Source organism: Nocardioides psychrotolerans, from assembly GCF_900113685.1.
GTDB classification, from domain to species: domain Bacteria; phylum Actinomycetota; class Actinomycetes; order Propionibacteriales; family Nocardioidaceae; genus Nocardioides; species Nocardioides psychrotolerans.
The window spans coordinates 199040-215000 of sequence record NZ_FOQG01000006.1 but is presented as its reverse complement, the minus strand read 5'-3'; the positions used below and the strand labels follow the sequence as shown (position 1 = coordinate 215000).

15 protein-coding genes are annotated in these 15961 nt (G+C 72.6%); 5 read left to right on the top strand and 10 right to left on the bottom strand.

From position 1 onward, the window contains the following. Window positions 1-87: 87 nt before the first annotated feature. On the top strand, window positions 88-681 hold the full coding sequence (locus BM204_RS09680) for a TetR/AcrR family transcriptional regulator (RefSeq protein ID WP_091112536.1): 594 nt from the start codon (window positions 88-90) through the stop codon (window positions 679-681). A 9-nt stretch (window positions 682-690) separates the two neighbouring features. Next, window positions 691-1428, top strand: coding sequence for a peptidoglycan-binding domain-containing protein (locus BM204_RS09675; RefSeq protein ID WP_091112534.1), 738 nt, complete (start codon window positions 691-693; stop codon window positions 1426-1428). Between the two features lie 2 nt (window positions 1429-1430). Here BM204_RS09675 and BM204_RS09670 read toward each other — a convergent pair whose 3' ends face one another. Both BM204_RS09670 and BM204_RS09665 read right to left on the bottom strand, forming a co-directional pair. Then, the gene (locus tag BM204_RS09670; RefSeq protein ID WP_091112668.1) at window positions 1431-2153 is read right to left on the bottom strand and encodes an SWIM zinc finger family protein; all 723 of its coding nucleotides are present in this window, start codon (window positions 2151-2153) and stop codon (window positions 1431-1433) included. A gap of 2 nt (window positions 2154-2155) precedes the next feature. Continuing rightward, window positions 2156-4936, bottom strand: coding sequence for a DEAD/DEAH box helicase (locus tag BM204_RS09665; RefSeq protein ID WP_091112530.1), 2781 nt, complete (start codon window positions 4934-4936; stop codon window positions 2156-2158). Window positions 4937-5207: 271 nt separating this feature from the next. Between BM204_RS09665 and BM204_RS09660 the strand changes: the two genes are divergently transcribed. After that, complete coding sequence (locus BM204_RS09660; RefSeq protein WP_091112528.1) at window positions 5208-5693, top strand: glutathione peroxidase; 486 nt, start codon at window positions 5208-5210, stop codon at window positions 5691-5693. A gap of 166 nt (window positions 5694-5859) precedes the next feature. Here the strand turns inward: BM204_RS09660 and BM204_RS09655 are convergent, their stop codons facing one another. The 4 genes from BM204_RS09655 to BM204_RS09640 form a co-directional block, all read right to left on the bottom strand. Then, window positions 5860-6906 carry an NAD(P)H-dependent amine dehydrogenase family protein gene (locus BM204_RS09655; RefSeq protein ID WP_091112525.1) on the bottom strand — a complete coding sequence of 349 codons (1047 nt, stop codon included), beginning with the start codon at window positions 6904-6906 and terminating at the stop codon, window positions 5860-5862. Between the two features lie 56 nt (window positions 6907-6962). Then, the gene (locus tag BM204_RS09650; RefSeq protein ID WP_091112666.1) at window positions 6963-9062 is read right to left on the bottom strand and encodes a RecQ family ATP-dependent DNA helicase; all 2100 of its coding nucleotides are present in this window, start codon (window positions 9060-9062) and stop codon (window positions 6963-6965) included. A gap of 20 nt (window positions 9063-9082) precedes the next feature. After that, window positions 9083-10846, bottom strand: a complete 1764-nt coding sequence (locus BM204_RS23640; protein ID WP_091112524.1) for a helix-turn-helix domain-containing protein — start codon at window positions 10844-10846, stop codon at window positions 9083-9085. Between the two features lie 121 nt (window positions 10847-10967). Beyond that, window positions 10968-11372 carry a hypothetical protein gene (locus tag BM204_RS09640; protein WP_091112521.1) on the bottom strand — a complete coding sequence of 135 codons (405 nt, stop codon included), beginning with the start codon at window positions 11370-11372 and terminating at the stop codon, window positions 10968-10970. Window positions 11373-11401: 29 nt separating this feature from the next. Between BM204_RS09640 and BM204_RS09635 the strand changes: the two genes are divergently transcribed. Next, complete coding sequence (locus tag BM204_RS09635) at window positions 11402-11671, top strand: hypothetical protein (RefSeq protein ID WP_143099707.1); 270 nt, start codon at window positions 11402-11404, stop codon at window positions 11669-11671. A 28-nt stretch (window positions 11672-11699) separates the two neighbouring features. On the opposite strand, the gene BM204_RS09630 is transcribed toward BM204_RS09635, so the two are convergent. Further along, a complete protein-coding gene (locus BM204_RS09630) occupies window positions 11700-13607 on the bottom strand; it encodes a M13 family metallopeptidase (protein WP_174813032.1) in 1908 nt (635 codons plus the stop codon). Between the two features lie 100 nt (window positions 13608-13707). Here BM204_RS09630 and BM204_RS09625 point away from each other — a divergent pair, with 100 nt between their 5' ends. Further along, a complete protein-coding gene (locus tag BM204_RS09625) occupies window positions 13708-13998 on the top strand; it encodes a putative quinol monooxygenase (protein ID WP_091112515.1) in 291 nt (96 codons plus the stop codon). Between the two features lie 89 nt (window positions 13999-14087). Here the strand turns inward: BM204_RS09625 and BM204_RS23220 are convergent, their stop codons facing one another. From BM204_RS23220 to BM204_RS09615, 3 genes are read right to left on the bottom strand one after another with little or no spacing between them, the layout of a single operon-like run. Further along, on the bottom strand, window positions 14088-14243 hold the full coding sequence (locus BM204_RS23220; protein ID WP_246166407.1) for a hypothetical protein: 156 nt from the start codon (window positions 14241-14243) through the stop codon (window positions 14088-14090). Further along, window positions 14236-14901: a 2-phosphosulfolactate phosphatase gene (locus tag BM204_RS09620; protein WP_246166405.1), complete on the bottom strand. Its 666-nt coding sequence runs from the start codon at window positions 14899-14901 to the stop codon at window positions 14236-14238. The genes BM204_RS23220 and BM204_RS09620 overlap by 8 nt, the downstream gene beginning before the upstream one ends. Continuing rightward, entirely contained in the window at window positions 14894-15595 is a 702-nt protein-coding gene (locus BM204_RS09615) for a glycosyltransferase (RefSeq protein WP_091112513.1), read from the bottom strand. Before BM204_RS09615 ends, BM204_RS09620 begins: the two co-directional genes overlap by 8 nt. Between the last annotated feature and the right edge of the window lie 366 nt (window positions 15596-15961).

The window sequence follows — 15961 nt, the reverse complement described above, 5'->3', positions numbered from 1 at the left end:
TGCACGTCCATGCCGAGGAGTGCCGAGTCGGCGCGATGTTGCACAGCGCAGGCCGAGTCGGCCGTTAACGGGCGCTAACCTTCGCGAATGAGCCAGGCGCGCAGCGACGAGACGCCGAGTCGCCGTGAGCAGATCCTCGCGACCGCGGCCGACCTCTTCGCCGCCCGCGGCTTCCACGGCGTCTCGGTGGCCGACCTCGGCTCGGCGTGCGGGATCACCGGCCCGGCGCTCTACAAGCACTTCGCGTCCAAGGACGCCGTGCTCGCCGAGATGCTGGTGTCGATCAGCGAGCAGCTGCTGGCGGTCGGCACGGCCCGCGTCAGCGCCGCCAGTGGTGCCGAGCAGGCGCTGCGGGCCCTGGTCGACTGGCACGTCGACTTCGCGCTGCGCCACCGCGCGCTGATCATCGTCCAGGACCGCGACTGGGAGTCGCTGCCCGCGCAGGCCCGCGAACGGGTGCGCACGCTGCAACGGTCGTACGTCGACCTGTGGGCCGCCCAGCTCCGCGAGCTGCACGCCGGGCTGGACCTGACCACCGCGCGGGCCATGGCGCACGCGGCGTTCGGGCTGATCAACTCCACGCCGCGCACCGGCGCCCTGCCCGACCCGTCGCTGCACGACGTACTGATCGCCATGGCGCTGCGGGCGCTCCTGCCCTGCCCGGGCGACCCTCCCGCCTAGGGTGACGAGATGGGCAGGAGACGGGCAGTGTGGCTGCCGCTGGTGGCGGCGCTGCTCGGCGCGGCTGCAGGGGTCGCGACCGCCCTCGTCGTGCCCGACGAGCCACCGGTGAGCAGCGAGTCGTCGTTCAACGACCCGCTGCGGGTGGGGGTCCCGCTGGTCGACCTGGAGTGCACGGGAGACGCAGTGATCGTGCTCGGCTACGGCGAGACCGGGGCGCCGTTGCGCTCGGCGGTGGTCAACAACCCCGACGACTCCGTGCGCTACCTGCGCACCGACGACTCCTGCGCCACCCTCTGGGCGCCTCCGGGCGTGGACCTGCCGGAGTACGTCGCCTACAGCGGCCCCTACGACACCCTCGTCGAGCCGTGCCGCGAGCGGCTGACCGGCGCGCACAAGAACGACGACGTCACCCGGCTCAACGGCGGCAACCAGACCTACGTGAAGTGCGTCTGCGAGGTCGCCAGCGCCGACCTGCGGGTCCTCTCCCGCAGTGACGGCACCGACCCCGAGACGGGTATCTGGGTCCGGTCGCTGCAGAACACCCTGGTGGACATCGATGCCGACGCCGGCCGCGAGGACGGCTTTGCTCCCAGCGACGTCACCGGGGTCTTCGATGCGCGCACCGAGGAGCGCGTCAAGGAGTTCCAGGAGGGCCGCGGCGACATCGTGCCGGCCACCGGTGTCGTGGACGAGCTGACGTGGAAGGCCTTGACCGACCGGGTCTGCATCACCTACGACTACTGAGGTCAGAAGAGATGGTCGATGCCGGTGGCCGGATCGTCGACCAGCTCGAGGATCCGGGCGGCCCGGAGGGCGGCGTCGACGGCCGCGTCGACGTCGTCGGCGTCCTCGTCCGCTGCCGCGGCTGCGTCCGCTGCGGCTGCGGCCGTCGGAGACGCCTGCTCCGTGGTGGAGCGCTCATGCAGGTCGGCCAGCAGTGCATCGCGCGGGACGCCGCGCAGGTGGAGCAGCACGAACGGGTCGGCCTCGACCAGCCAGGTCAGCTGGTAGAGCACCGCCAGCGCGTGCGGGCAGGGGTCGGCCCAGAAGCCGCAGGTGCACGAGGAGCCGAGCTCGCCACCGTAGGGCAGCAGCTCGGCGCCGAGCTGGTCGGCGTGCTCCACCAGGGTGTGGGGCAGGTCGCCGGCCAGCAACGCAGCGACGCGTCCGGCCTCCGCCGCGACGGTCTCGACGAGGGCGTCGCGGCCGGCGGCGTCGAACACCGGCACGGTCCCTGAGGCGGTGACCAGGCCGCCCTCGTCCTCGACGCTCGCGACGAAGCCGCCCGGCGTGACGGTGATGCCCCCCACGTGGCCCCCGCGGGCGAGGGTGCGCGCCCTGCGCAGGTCGCCGTCGGCGTACGCCGCCTCCTCGACCGCGCGCACCCACGCCTTGCCCCACCAGGTGCTGGCCCGCGCCGGGCGGGTGCGCGCCGCGAGACGGGAGTGCACCACGGTGGAGGGCTGCACGGTCACGGCCTCCGCAACGTCACCAGGTCGCGCAGCTCGTCGTTGCTCAGCTCGGTGAGCGCCGCCTCGCCGCCGCCCAGCACGGAGTCGGCCAAGGCGCGCTTGCGCGTGAGCAGCTCGGCGACCTTCTCCTCGATCGTGCCCTGGGTGATGAGCCGGTGGACCTGGACCGGTCGGGTCTGGCCGATCCGGTAGGCGCGATCCGTGGCCTGGTCCTCGACGGCCGGGTTCCACCAGCGATCGACGTGGATGACGTGGTCGGCCCGGGTGAGGTTGAGCCCGGTGCCGCCGGCCTTGAGCGAGAGCAGGAAGACCGGCACCTCACCGGCCTGGAACCGCCTGACCATCGCATCGCGCTCACGCACCGGCGTGCCGCCATGGAGGAACTGGTGCGGGATCGAGGCCTTCGCGAAGTGGGTCTCGAGCAGCCGCGCCATGGCGACGTACTGGGTGAAGAGCAGCACCGCCCCGTCCTCCGCCAGCACCGTGCCGATCAGCTCGTCGAGCAGGTCGAGCTTCTCCGAGCGACCCGCGAGACGGCCGTTGGACTGCTTGAGGAAGTGGGCCGGGTGGTTGCAGATCTGCTTGAGACCGGTGAGCAGCGCGAGGACCAGGCCGCGACGGGTCTCCTCGTCGGCCTCCTCGATGCGGCGCATCGAGTCGCGCACGAACGACTCGTAGAGGACGACCTGCTCCTGGGTGAGCCCCAGCGGGTGGTCGGTCTCGGTCTTGGCCGGCAGCTCGGGGGCGATGCCGGGGTCGGACTTGCGGCGGCGCAGCAGGAACGGCCCGATCAGGTCGGCGAACTGCCGCGCCTTGGTCGGCTCGAGACCGGACTCGATCGGGCCCGCCCACACCTTGCGGAAGGCGTTGCGACTGCCGAGCAGCCCTGGGGTCGCCCAGTCGAGGATCGCCCAGAGCTCGGTCAGGTTGTTCTCCACCGGGGTCCCGGTCAGTGCCACCCTCGCCTGGCTCTCGATCGCCCGCAGCGCCCGCGCCGTGGACGACTGGGGGTTCTTGACGTGCTGGGCCTCGTCGGCAACCACCAGGTCCCACGGCACCTGCTCCAAGGTGGCGTGGTCGACCCGCATGGTGCCGTACGTCGTGAGCACGAACCCGCCGTCGTGCTCGAGGTCCTCGAGCGAGCGCTGCGTGCCGTGGAACCGCCGCACGGGGACACCCGGAGCGAAGCGCTGGATCTCGGCCTCCCAGTTGCCCAGCAGGCTCGCCGGGCACACCACGAGCGTCGGGCCGGTCGCGCCGGCGTCGCGGCGGTGCAGGTGCAGCGCGATGAGGGTGACCGTCTTGCCCAGGCCCATGTCGTCGGCGAGACACGCGCCGAGACCGAGCGAGGTCAGGTCGGCCAACCAGGTGAGGCCGTGGCGTTGGTAGTCGCGCAGGTCGGCCCGCAGGTGCGGCGAGGGCTCGACCGGGTCGCGCGTGGCCGCGGTGAGCAGCTGTTCACGGACCTTGAGCAGCGTGGCCCCGACGACCACCTGGGTCTGGCTCACCTCGCCGCGGTCGTCGGCCGGCTCGAGCTGCACCACACCGGTCAGCGCCGCGGCGACCGCCTGCACCGGCTTGACCGTGCGGACCAGGCGCTTGCGGGCCCGCCTGGCCATCGCCGGGTCCACCACGGTCCAGTGACCGCGCAGCTTGAGGATCGGTGCCGTCGCCTGGGCGAGCTCGTCCATCTCCTCGGGCGTCAGCGGGTCCCCGTGGAGCGCGAGCTGCCACTTGAACGCGAACATCGCGGCCGTACCGAAGAGGCCCTCGTGGAGCGGCTCCTCGCGCTGGCCCTTGGCCTTGCCCTTGCCGGCGCCGCCTGGTGGCGAGGTGCGATCGAGGACGGCGCTGGCCGTCAGGTCGCGGCCGAGACTGCGCGGCCAGAGGACGTCGATGCCGCGGTCCTTGAGGGCACCGACGCCGTCCTCGAGGAGGCTGACCAGCTCGTCGGTGTCGAGGGTGATCTCGTCGGGCACGCGGAGCTCGAGCAGCCGGTCGAGCACCGGCCAGACGTCTGCTGCGGCCCGCAGGGCGATGCTGGCGTGGGTGCGGGCGCGCTCACCGAAGCCGTGGCTGGCGGTCGGCCCGCTCTCGGTGAACAGCACCGCCGCGTCGCAGAGGTGGAGCGGGTTCTGCTCGTCGTGGACCTGGAGCACCAGGCGCACAGCCCCAGCGACCAGCTCCTCCTCGTCGGCCTCGACCCGCAGCGAGATCGTCACCAGCTGGGGGAGGTCGGCGTCGGCGTCCGTGCGGTGGCGGGCCAGTCGCTGACGCAGCCGTGACTCGAAGCCGTGGCCGCCGCGCTGACTGCCGCGCTGACTGCCCGCCCCGGACGAGGGCGAGCTCGGTGTGCTGGCCCGGTGGGCGGTCGACCGGGGAGCCGAGCGCGGCATCGCGTCGCTGACGGCGTCGAGCACCTCACGCACCAGCGCCTGGGCGGTCTGCTCGTCGACGTCGTCATAGGACCGCGAGCGCGCGAGCATCTCCACGCGGTCGGTGTCGGCAGCATCCAACGGGCTGGCCCGCCAGCTGCGACCGGCCTCGTCGGGCTCGAACTTGCCGGCCGCCACCAGCCGCATCCCCAGCAGCACCGCACCGCTGAGCAGTCCCACGCTCGGGTGCACGTCGTCGCGCGCATGAGCCTTGGTGAGCACCGGCAGCGCAGCCCGGATCGGCAGCGAGATCGTGCGCCGCTCGTCGCTGAACTCCACCACGCCCTCGCGCGGCGGGACCGCCGGGCGGAAGGTCGCCGGTCCGGTGACGGGCACGAAGCTCACGGGCGACCTCGGATCAGGGTGGGACGGTGCGGCTGGACCAACGGGACTCCCGACGCTAACGCGTGGAACGGCTCCGTCGTTCCATGGGGAGTTCTCGCTCGCGATCGAACATCCCGGTGGCGCCGACCAGGCGTTCCGGTGCCGGTCGTTGGTCGAGCCAGCCGAGCCCACGGCGAGCCCGTCTCGAGACCGGCCGCACGACGTCCGTCTCCAGGTTGCACGGCGACGCGCGCGTCGGTGATAGGGGGAGGTCCTGAATAGGCTGGGCGACATGACCCTCCTCGACCTACCCCTCGCCCGCCTCGACGGAACGCCCGGCACGCTCGGCGACCTGACCAGGGGCAAGCCCGCGCTGCTGGTCAACGTCGCGAGCAAGTGCGGCCTGACGCCGCAGTACACCGGCCTTGAGGAGCTGGCCTCCGAGCTCGGCGACCGCTTCACCGTGGTGGGGCTGCCGTGCAACCAGTTCGGCGGGCAGGAGCCCGGCACGTCCGAGGAGATCGCGGAGTTCTGCTCGGCCACCTACGGCGTGAGCTTCCCGATGAGCGAGAAGATCGACGTCAACGGCGACGGTCGGCACGCGCTCTACGCCGAGCTCATCACGACGCCCGACGAGAGCGGCTCGGCCGGTGACGTGTCGTGGAACTTCGAGAAGTTCCTCATCGCCGCTGACGGCTCCGTGGTCGCCCGCTTCGGTCCGCGCGTCGAGCCGCTCGACGAGCGCGTCGTCAGCGCGATCCACGCCCAGCTCGGTTGACCGCCCGGCGCGGCTGACGGAGCTGGCCGGCACAGGTCCGCGTGACGCACGCGTCCAGCAGCTGCTCGCCCGGGCCACCGGCAACGACAAGCGGGGAACATGTAACACGGTGAAACCCCATCCACCCGCCCGCTGCAACGGGGCTCGTAGATGGGGTAACTGCGTGTTACAAGTGCGCCACCCGCCCCGTGACCACCGGCAGGTCCGCCAGGGTCGCGATGCCGGGGGCGGCGGCGACCACGGCCGGGACGGCGTTGGTGACCGGCATCGCGGTGTAGATCATCCCGAGGCCCATGAAGCCCTCCTCGGTCCAGTCGACCGGGGGCAGGCAGTGGATGACCGTGCGCATGTTGGGCAGGCCGAAGACCTGGATGACGTGGCCGTGCGCGAGCGGCTTGGGTGGCACGACGTGCGAGCCCATCGTCCAGTTGAAACCGACGCTCACGACGTTGCGATCACCCACCCAGCCGCGGTGGTAGCCCATCACCCCGGCCACCGTCCCGGCCGGGATCTGCATGAAGCCGAGGTCGGAATCCGCGGTCGCCACCGTGAACTCCACGTCGAAGCTCATCCGGTCCAGCGTCACGCCCATCGCGTCGGCCATCATCGCGGCCGACTCGGCGAACACCTCGCTCTCGACCCGCACCGACTCGGCCAGGCCCGGCGTGTCGGGTGGCTGTGAGAAACCCATCGCCGTCTGGGTCCCGGCCGACTCGTAGGTCGAGCAGTCCACCGACTCGGTGATCCGGATCTCGTCGACCCGCTCGCAGGCTCCACTGAGCACCATGCCCACCATGTTGGTCAGCCCGGGGTGGGCGCCGCTGCCGAAGATCGTGGAGCCGCCCGCTGCGCAGGCAGCCCGGACCCGGTCGAGGTCGGCAGGAGCCTGCTTGCCACCCGTGATCCACGCGGCGCTCGAGCAGACGTTGACGCCCGCCTCGAGGAGCCGCACCAGGTCGTCGATGCTGGGCCAGAGCGGGTTGTAGCAGCAGGCGTCCGGGCGCAGCGCCAGCAGCGCGTCGACGTCGTCAGTCGCGCGTACGCCGGTCGGTGACGGCCAGTCGCACAGCGCGGCCGCGTCGAGGCCCACCTTGTCCGCGCCGTGGGCGAAGACGCCCACCAGCTCGAGGTCGGGGCGGGCGAGGATCGCGCGCAGCGAGCGCCGGCCGATGTTGCCGGTCGTCCACTGGATCACGCGCAGGGGCTGGCTCATGCCCGTCACACTAGAACGCGTTCTAGTTCGTCGTCCAGGCGATCCCGCCGGCGGACTCAGGACTGAAGGGCGAGGACGAGCGGGAGCACCTCGGTAGCGCCGGCCTGTCGCAGCGCGTGGGCAGCCCGGGTGATCGTCCAGCCGGTGACGACGAGGTCGTCGACCAGCAGGACCGGCCCGGACGGCACCTCGCCCTGCAGGGCGAAACGGCGCCCGACTGCGGCGACGCGCTGCGCGGAGTTCATCGCGCCCTGGCCGGGCGCGACGTCGGGGTCGACGATCGCGTAGTGCGCCACGACCGGCACCGCCAAGAAGCGGGAGAGCCCCTCGGCGAGGTCGGCGGTCAGCGCCGGTCGGGTGGCTGACTCGACCACGGCGATGCCCTCGACGCGCGGACGCCAGTCGCCGAGCACCTCGACCATCGCCTTGGCCAGCCCCACCGGCACAGGCCCGTCGCCGGCGCCGGGGCGGAACAGCTCGCGCAACGCCTGGCCGTAGCCGAGGTCGGTGAGCCGGGCGACCGCCCGGCCCTCGGAGGCGCCGGCGGAGATCTTGCCCTTGAGGTCGATGCCCATCGTGGCCAGCCCGGTCGGCCACATCTTGCGAGGCTCGACCACGACGCCGGGGCGCGACAGCCGCGCCTCGGCCTCCTCGACCGCAGCCGACGAGACCTCTGAGGAGAGCGCGAAGCCGCCGCAGTTGTCGCAGCGACCGCACGGCACCGCGTCGGGGTCGTCGAGCTGGTCGCGCAGGAACCACATGCGGCACTCGGTCGTGCGCAGGTAGTCGAGCATCGCCTGCTGCTCGCGCTCGCGGGCCTCGGCCACGCGGCGGTAGCGCTCCTCGTCGTAGGTCCAGGGCTGCCCGGTGGACTCCCACCCGCCCCGGACGCGCCGCACCGCGCCGTCGACGTCGAGCACCTTGAGCATCGTCTCGAGCCGGTTGCGGTTGAGCTCGACGCGGGTCTCGAGGGCGGCGGTGCTCAGCGCGCGCCCCTCCTCGGCCAGGACGTGCAGGGTCTGGCGGACCAGCTCCTCGCGCGGGAAGGCGAGCGAGGCGAAGTAGGCCCAGATGTCGCGGTCCTCGATCGCGGGCAGGAGCACCACCGTGGCACGGTCGTCATCCTTGGCCAGTCCACGACCCGCACGACCGACCTGCTGGTAGTAGGCGACCGGGGACGAGGGCGCACCCAGGTTGACCACGAAGCCGAGGGTGGCGTCGAAGCCCATGCCGAGCGCGCTGGTGGCGACGAGAGCCTTGACCCGACCGGCGATCAGGTCGGCCTCGAGGGCAAGGCGCTCGGTCTGCTCGGTCTGGCCGGAGTAGGCCGCGACGTCGTGGCCGCGGGAGCGGAGGTAGTCGGCGACCTCCTGGGTCGCGGCGACGGTCAGGCAGTAGACGATGCCGGAGCCGGGCTGCTCCGCGAGGTGGTCGGCCAGCCAGGCCAGCCGTTGCTGGGCGGTCTTGAGGTGGACCACACCCAGGCGCAGGGACTCCCGGTCGAGCGAGCCGCGCAGGACGACGACGTCGCGGCCGAGCTGCTCGCTGACGTCGGAGGTGACCCGGGCGTTGGCGGTCGCCGTCGTCGCGAGCACGGGGATGCCGGTCGGCAGGTCGTCCAGCAACGTGCGGATGCGGCGGTAGTCGGGGCGGAAGTCGTGGCCCCAGTCGGAGATGCAGTGGGCCTCGTCGACGACCAGCAGCCCGCAGGTCGCTGCCAGGCGCGGGAGGACCTCGTCGCGGAAGCCGGGGTTGTTGAGCCGCTCGGGGCTGACGAGGAGGACGTCGACCTCACCGGCACGGATCGCGTCGTGGGTGGACTCCCAGTCGGAGAGGTTGGTGGAGTTGATCGTCACCGCCCTGATGCCGGCGCGTTCGGCCGCGGCGATCTGGTTGCGCATCAGCGCGAGGAGCGGGGAGACGATCACCGTCGGGCCGGCGCCCTGCTCGCGCAGCAGCAGGGTCGCCACGAAGTAGACCGCCGACTTGCCCCAGCCGGTGCGTTGCACGACCAGGGAGCGACGCTTGTCGACGGCGAGCGCCTCGATCGCGGTCCACTGGTCCTCCCGCAGCGTGACGTCGTCGCGCCCGACCAACGCCCGCAGGTGGGCCTCCGCGCGGTCGCGGACGCGCCCCCGGTCGAGGGGTCCGTCCATGGTCTGCGAGTCGGTCGAGGTCACCCGCCTTGTCTACCAGCGACCAGGGACAGCGACGCGACCGCGTCGGGCGAGCTCGCCGGGCAGGTCGACGACAGGCTCGCGGCTATTCGCTGCGGTAGGTCGCCGCGGTCGTCACCGGGCGCGCGATCGACGTGCGGGTGTGCAGGTCCCAGCGCGCCAGGATGTCGCCGACGTGCTTCTCGACCGTGCGGGGGCTGACCCCGAGCTCGGTGGCGATCGCGACGTTGCTCAGCCCCCGGGGCGACGAGGGCCGCGACGACCTGTTGCCGCTCGGTGAGGGGCGGCAGGGTGGCCAGTCGGCGCGCGTCGTCCGGGGCCAGGGGGACGAAGCGGTCGAGCACGCCCGGCAGCGCGACCCGGGTCGGCACGCCGAACGCCGCGAGCACGCGCGAGACGTGCGCGCGCACGGTGTGCTCGGAGACGTGCAGCAGCGCGGCGATGTCCTTGTTGGCGCCACCGTCGGCGACCAGCCTCGCGACCTCGGACTCCCGTGCGGTCAGGCCCTGCCAGCCGCTGCCCGACAAGGGCCGCAGCCGGAGGCCGATCGGCCGCAGCTCGCGAGCCGCCGAGCGTCTTGCCGAGCGGTGTCCGCGCTGCTCGGCCTCGGCCACCATCGCCTGCAGGACCTGGGCCGCGCCGGCCCGACCGCCCGGGCCGCGCTGGAGGATCCGGGCGCGGGAGAGGACGATCTCGCCCTCGGCGTACTCGATCGTCCGCTCCACCTCACGCGCCCGCGCCACCGCCCGCTCGCCCCAGGCGACGGCCTGGTCGACGTCGCCGCGGGCGAGGGCCACCCGGCTGTGCAGCCGCGCGACGGTCGAGTCGGCGATCGGTGAGGCGAGCAACGGTACCGAGCGGTCCTGCCAGGCCTCGGCGGCGTCGAGGTCGCCGGCCGCGACCGCCAGCGTGGCGAGCAGCTCCAGGCCGAGGGCGCGATCGATCACGTTGAGCGCCTCCAGCCCCGGGCCGTGCCCGGCCAGCAGGACGCGGCGTGCCGACTCGGCCACCTCCCCGACCGCGATCAACCCGAAGGCGACCAGCATCTGCGCTCCGGCGGCGAGCAGGTGGGTGGGCTCAGGGACGTGGACGTCGACCTCGGCGGCCAGGCGTCGTACGTCGGCCGGATCGGCATCGTTGCCGCGCACCAGGCAAGCGGTCGCGGCGCTGAGCGCGACGATCGGGCCACCGGTCTGCGGCGTCGGGGCCGCACGTCGTACGGCGTCGGCGTCGGCGATGTGGCCGCGGAAGGCGAGGAGCCGGATCCGGCTCGCGACCATCATGTGGTGGAACGGGTGGACCTCTCCGCCGAGGCGCAGCTCGTCCCAGAGGCTGGGGCCGAGGCGCTCCTCGACGTCGTGGGCGAGGTCCAGGCGGGCGTGCGCGAGGGCCGCCTCGACGAGGAGGTAGCCCGCGAACCTCCCGGTCGAGCGCGTGACGTCGGGCAGGACGGCACGGGGATCGGCGAGATCGGCCAGGACCTCGTCGGAGTCGGGCCTCGGGTCGCCCGACATGGCCCACGCCGTCGCACCGACCAGCAGCCACCGGGCGTCGGGGTCGTCCTCAGCCGGCGCCGGGACCGCGAGGGCGCACTGCAGGGCATCGGCCCACCGCAGCGTGACCACCAGCCCGACGACGCGGAGCGCCCCGCCCCAGGTGGGGTCGGCGTCCTCGGTCGTGGCCAGGTGGCTCTCGAGGTGACCACCGACGATCGCGTCCAACAGGGCCGACAGCGACCCCTCTCGATCCCCCTGCGCGGCCACCCCTCCAGGGTAGGCGCGGAGGGCTGTGGGTGTGGGCGATCTCGTGGCGGGGGATCAGGCTGGGGTCTGCGGGGTCAGCGTTGTCAGTGCTGTCCCTGTTGTCCGTGCTTTCCGTGGGGCCTCAGGCCGACGGCGTACGGCGCGAGCGGTGGATCAGCGCGCCGACGCCCGCGCCGGGGAGGGCCGGGAGGAACACCAGCAGCGCGAAGAACAGCCAGCCGTCGCGCAGCTCGTCGACGAACGCGCCGGCCGTGTCGGTGCTGATCACATAGGCGAGCGTGACGGTCGCGCCCACTCCCGCGCCCGTGAGCAGCCACACGACCACTGCCGGCAGGAATCCACGGCGGGCGCCGTCCCACGTCGCCCAGGCGAGCGCCACGACCACCACGATGAGGAAGAACAGCAGGCCGGCGCCGAGGGCGTCGGTGCTGTCGCTGCGCGAGATCGCCTCGACGAAGACCAGGTAGAAGAGCGTGAGCAGGACGGTGCGGACGACGGCGGCGGCGAGGACGCGGAGGAGCGGCATCTGGTGAGCATCCCGCACCTGGCCCCGGAGTGCGAATAGGCCGGATCCCACTGAGCGGCTACGAGGTCGTCAAGGACCCGGTCGTGGTGCCGGGCTCCGTGGAAGGCTCGATCCAGGTGAGCTGTCCCGACGGCAAGGTCGTCACGGGTGCCGGATCCTTCTGGGGCCAGACCTCCGTCGCACCGCAGACCTACCCCAACAGCAGCACCCCGACCGAGGCCTTCATCGCCGAAGGGATCAACCCCAGCCCCAACGACAACCTGCTGGTGCTGACGGTCTACTGCGTGGAGTCGGACTGAGCAGGCGTCGTACGCCGCCGGCCCGGCGTCACCAGATCCGCACGCGCTCCTCGGGCGCCAGCCACAGGGCGTCACCCTCGGTGGTGCCGAAGACCTCGTGGAACTCGTCGAGGTTGCGCACGATGTTGGCGCGGAACTCCGGCGGGCTGTGCGGGTCGATGGTGAGGTACTGGCGCTCCTGCTCGGCTCGCCGCTTGGTCCGCCACACGTAGGCCCAGTTGAGGAACAGCTTCTCGCGGTCCTCGCGGGTGGCCGAGCCGTCGGTCGAGATGACGAACGCCTTGTGACCGATGGTCAGGCCGCCGAGGTCGCCGATGTTCTCGCCGACGGTCAGCGACCCGTTGACCTGCTCGCCGGGCAGCGCGCGGGGCGAGAACCCGTCGTACTGCGCGACGAGGGTCGTGGACTTCACCTCGAAGGCGGCCTTGTCCTCGGCGGTCCACCAGTCGTTGAGGTTGCCGTCGCCGTCATATTGCGCGCCCTGGTCGTCGAAGCCGTGACCGATCTCGTGGCCGATGACCGCGCCGATGCCGCCGTAGTTCTCGGCCGGGTCGGCGTCGGGCGAGAAGAACGGCTTCTGCAGGATGCCGGCCGGGAAGCAGATCTCGTTGGTGCCGGGGTTGTAGTAGGCGTTGACGGTCTGGGGCAGCATGAACCACTCGTCGCGGTCGACCGGGGCACCGATCTTGGCGAGCTGGCGGTCGGTCTCGAAGCCGGACGCGGCGGCGACGTTGCCGAGCAGGTCGTCGGGCGTGACCTCGAGCGCGGAGTAGTCGCGGAACGTCTCGGGGTAGCCGATCTTGGGACGGAAGGTCGCCAGCTTGTCGTAGGCGCGGTCCTTGGTCTCCTCGGTCATCCAGTCCAGCGTGGAGATCGACTCGCGGTAGGCAGCCAGCAGGTTGGCGACCAGGTCGTCCATCAGCTCCTTGGAGCGGGGCGGGAAGTGACGAGCGACGTACTCCTTGCCGACGGCCTCGCCGAGCGCCCCCTCGACCAGCGACACCCCGCGCTTCCAACGCGCCCGCAGCTCGGGCGTGCCGTTGAGGGTGCGGCCGTAGAAGTCGAAGTTGTTCTCGACCAGCTCGTCGGTCAGGTAGGGCGCCGCGGAGCGGAGGACGTGGCTGAGCAGCCAGTCCTTCCACTGCTCGAGGGGGACCTCGTCGAGGACGCTCGAGAGGTGGGAGAGGTAGGACGGCTGGCGGACGACGACCTCGGCGATGATGTCGGTCTTGCCGCCGAGGTTGGTGACGTAGGCGTTCCAGTCGAACGACGGGCACAGCGCCACCAGGTCGTCGGCGGTCAGCAGGTTGTAGGTCTTCTGCACGTCGCGGGTCTCGGCGCGCTCCCAGTGACCGGCGGCGAGGCGGGTGTCGATGGCCAGGATGGTCGCGGCCGCGTCGGCGGCGGACTCGTGACCGCCGAGCTCGAGCAGGCGGGTGAGGTAGCCGACGTAGGCGTCGCGGGTCTCGGCGAACTTCTCGTCGCGGTAGTAGGACTCGTCGGGAAGCCCGAGCCCGCCCTGCGCGATGTGGAAGAGGTAGCGGTCGGACTGGCGGCTGTCGGTGTCGACGTAGGACCCGAACATCCCGTGCCCGCCGACCCGCTCGAACTCGCCGAGGAACGCCGCCAGGTCACGCACGTCGCGCAGCGCAGCGACCGCCTCGACCAGGGGCCGCAGGGGGCGGGTGCCCAGGTGGTCGATCCTCTCGGTGTCCATGAACGAGGCGTAGAGGTCACCGATCTTGCGGGCGTCCTCGTCGCGCGGCTCACCGGCGGCCAGCTCCTCGATGATGGTGTGCACGTGCTGCTCCGCCACGTCAGCGAGCTGGACGAAGGGTCCCCAGCTGGAGCGGTCCGACGGGATCTCGACCTCGTCGAGCCAGCGGCCGTTGACGTGGCCGAAGAGGTCGTCCTGCGGGCGGATGTCAAGGTTCATGCCCTCGCGGGCGTCATCGAGGATGCTCACGCTCCGACCCTAACCAACCGCGGGTCACGCAGGCAGCCCGCGTCTGGACAGGGCTGCTAGAACTGAGCCCATGAGCCAGCTGCGCGTCGTCGCCACCATCCCGATCAAGCCCGAGGGCGTCGCCGCCGCCGGGCCCGCCCTGGCGGCGCTCGCTGCCGCCTCACAGCAGGAGGAGGGCTGCCTGGGCTACGAGGTGTTCGCCTCGACGTCGGTGCCCGGCACGTTCGTGACGATCGAGTCCTGGCGCGGTGCCGACGACATGACCGCCCACATGAGCACGCCCCACGTCGCCACGGCCTTCGAGGTGCTCGGCCCGGTCCTCGACGGCGACCTGGCGATCCACCAGCTCGACGCGGTCTGAGGGGGTCGGCCCCGACCTCGGCTGCAGTCGTGTGTCCCAGACCGCGCCTCGGCGCTTCCTCCGGCACACGACCCGACTGACCGGGGCACTCAACCCGCGTCGCGGAACCCGTCGGCGCCCAGCAGCGGCACGACGTCGCTGACGTCCAGCTCGGCCGCGACCGCGACGTCGGCGGCGAAGTCGACGGCCGCGAGCTCCTGACCGCCCGCACACGCGAGCAGCCGCTCCGGCAGGCGGTCACGCACCGCCAGGAACGCCTCGCGCGCCAGCTCCGCCTCCGGGCTGAGCAGGCCCGGGCTGAGCAGGCCCGATGGCGGCACCCGCGAGCACCAGCGCGTCCACGACCGCCCCGGCCCCCCACAGGTCCTCCGCGGCAGGACGGAGCGTCCCGTCGGGCCACCGCTCCCCCGCCGGTACGACGGCGAGGACCGCACCAGCCGCGACCCGGGGCGCGAGCCAGCGGGCGACGGCGGTGCGATTGCGCAGGCACGCCCCGACGACCTCGACGCCGGCGTCACGCAGCCCGGAGCTGATCGCCGAGCCGTTGGGGGACGGGAGCACGATCCGCTCGATGCCGCTCACCTGCGCCATCGCCGCCGGCGACAGGCTGACCGTGGCTCCCGGAGCGATCGAGCGCTGCTCGAAGCGGCCGATCGCCAGCACCGCACCGAGCGCCTCTGCGTGCGCCGCGGCACGCTCGTCGCGCCACCCCCAGGGGTGCACGACCATCCCGCGCTCGACCGCCACGGTCAGCGTCGTGGTGAACGACAAGACGTCGACGACCACCGCGACGTCGGCGCCCGCGGCGATGGCGGCCGCACCGGTCGGCCCCCACTCGAGCCGGACCCGGTGCCCGGCCTGGGCGTGCGCCGCCGTCCGGGAGTCGGGGCGCGGGTCACTCATGCGCCATCGCTGCCGTGACCCGCTCCCGCACGAAGGCGGCGGTGCGGTCGAGGGTGCGGGTGGCCAGGTGGTGCTCGCGGCCCCGGTCACCGAGCGCCTGTGCCTGCTCCGGGTGGTCGTGCACCCAGCGCAGGTGGGCGGCGGCGGCGTCGAGGTCGGGCTCGCCCCAGTGGGCCTGGGGCGGGTAGGGCCGATGGCCGGGCCCGACCGGAACCCGGCTGACCGGCACCAGCAGGGCGGTGCTCTCGTCCATGAAGTCGAGGTTGCCCGAGTAGCCGGTCGCCAGCACCGGCCGCCCCCGCACCATCGCCTCGGCGAGGGTCAGCCCGTAGCCCTCCGCACGGTGCAGCGACGCGTAGGCCTGGCAGCGGTCCATCAGCGCGCCGAGCTCGGCCGCGCCGACGTACGCCTCGAGCAGGTGGACGTCGCGGCGGCGGGCGGCCGCCCGCCGCAGCAGGGCGCGGTCCTCCGGCTTGAGGTGTCCGTTGATCGCCTTGACCACGAGTGCCGGGCCCTCGCCGTCACCGAAGGCCCGCGAGAACGCCTCGACCAGGCCGAGCGGGTTCTTGCGGTCGAAGACGCTGAGGTGGTCGAACGCGGTGAGGACGTAGGGGCCCTCGGGCAGCCCGAGCGCCGCGAGGTCCAGCGCCGACGCCGGGCCGGGCACCCGGGTCGGCAGCGGCACGGTGAGCACCGGCTTGTCCGTACGGCGGGCGACGGCCCGGCGTTGTGCTGCGACAGCGTCCAGACCTCGTCGACCAGCGCGAACGCGTCGGCGTACGCCGGGAAGCGCTCGACCTCCCAGGCCCAGACGCCGATGACGTAGCGGTCTCGGTGCAGGTCGGGGGCGTCCTCGACCCACTGGGGGAACTGGTCGGCGTTGACGACCGCGACGGTGACCGGGTGTGCGTCGCCGGCGGTCTCCTCGAACGCCGCGTCCTGGCGGCTGCGGGTGCGCCGGTGCACGCGGGTGGTGAACGGGAGCCCGGACCTCTCGGTGGCCTCCACGAGCAGCCGGCCGAGCTCGCCCACCCCGAGCTCGCCGGCGAAGTAGCCGGCC

What these genes read in the sequence shown, in the direction of transcription:
- BM204_RS09680 (WP_091112536.1), top strand. Translation starts at nt 88, where the DNA reads ATGAGCCAGGCGCGCAGCGACGAGACGCCGAGTCGCCGTGAGCAGATC.
- BM204_RS09640 (WP_091112521.1), bottom strand. Translation starts at nt 11,372, where the DNA reads ATGCCGCTCCTCCGCGTCCTCGCCGCCGCCGTCGTCCGCACCGTCCTG.
- BM204_RS09655 (WP_091112525.1), bottom strand. Translation starts at nt 6,906, where the DNA reads ATGAGCCAGCCCCTGCGCGTGATCCAGTGGACGACCGGCAACATCGGC.
- BM204_RS09620 (WP_246166405.1), bottom strand. Translation starts at nt 14,901, where the DNA reads ATGAGTGACCCGCGCCCCGACTCCCGGACGGCGGCGCACGCCCAGGCC.
- BM204_RS09650 (WP_091112666.1), bottom strand. Translation starts at nt 9,062, where the DNA reads ATGGACGGACCCCTCGACCGGGGGCGCGTCCGCGACCGCGCGGAGGCC.
- BM204_RS09625 (WP_091112515.1), top strand. Translation starts at nt 13,708, where the DNA reads ATGAGCCAGCTGCGCGTCGTCGCCACCATCCCGATCAAGCCCGAGGGC.
- BM204_RS09660 (WP_091112528.1), top strand. Translation starts at nt 5,208, where the DNA reads ATGACCCTCCTCGACCTACCCCTCGCCCGCCTCGACGGAACGCCCGGC.
- BM204_RS09675 (WP_091112534.1), top strand. Translation starts at nt 691, where the DNA reads ATGGGCAGGAGACGGGCAGTGTGGCTGCCGCTGGTGGCGGCGCTGCTC.
- BM204_RS09630 (WP_174813032.1), bottom strand. Translation starts at nt 13,607, where the DNA reads ATGAACCTTGACATCCGCCCGCAGGACGACCTCTTCGGCCACGTCAAC.